The 537-nt window shown below is 31.7% G+C and carries 1 protein-coding gene; it reads left to right on the forward strand.

The features are described 5' to 3' along the window. The first annotated feature begins 79 nt into the window (after positions 1 to 79). On the forward strand, positions 80 to 520 hold the full coding sequence (locus E3U55_RS17085; RefSeq protein WP_323740429.1) for a GNAT family N-acetyltransferase: 441 nt from the start codon (positions 80 to 82) through the stop codon (positions 518 to 520). Positions 521 to 537: the final 17 nt, after the last annotated feature.

Raw genomic sequence — 537 nt, forward strand, 5'->3', positions numbered from 1 at the left:
TGAAGAAGGCTGTCGCTTTCTTGAAGAGTTTTGCCAGAAGAAGTTATGTACTTAGCTATAATTGAAAAGGGGAATAATCTTGGGAGATACTTTAACATTTAAAGAACTACAATCACAAAACGAGATTTTAGAAGCATTTTCAGTGATGAAACAACTACGAAAACACCTTGATGAAGAAACATATCTTGATTTAGTTTTGGATGCAAAAGAAAAAGATAGGTATAAAATGTTTGCTTTAATTGATGAAGAAGAAATAGTTGCAGTTACTGGTTTCAAACCAATGACAACATTATATTACGGTAGATTTGTTTGGGTTTGTGATTTAGTCACTGATGAAAATAAACGTTCAAAAGGTTACGGCGAGAAATTACTTACATATGTTCACAAATGGGCAAAAGAAAATAATTATGAAAGTATTGCACTGTCTTCAGGTTTACAGAGAACTGATGCACATCGCTTTTATGAAGATAGGATGGATTACGACAAAGTAAGTTATGTGTTTAAATCGTCATTGAAATAAGTTGTTCTTAAACTAAT

The sequence above is a fragment of the Filobacillus milosensis genome, assembly GCF_004402015.1.
Lineage (GTDB): Bacteria > Bacillota > Bacilli > Bacillales > Alkalibacillaceae > Filobacillus > Filobacillus milosensis.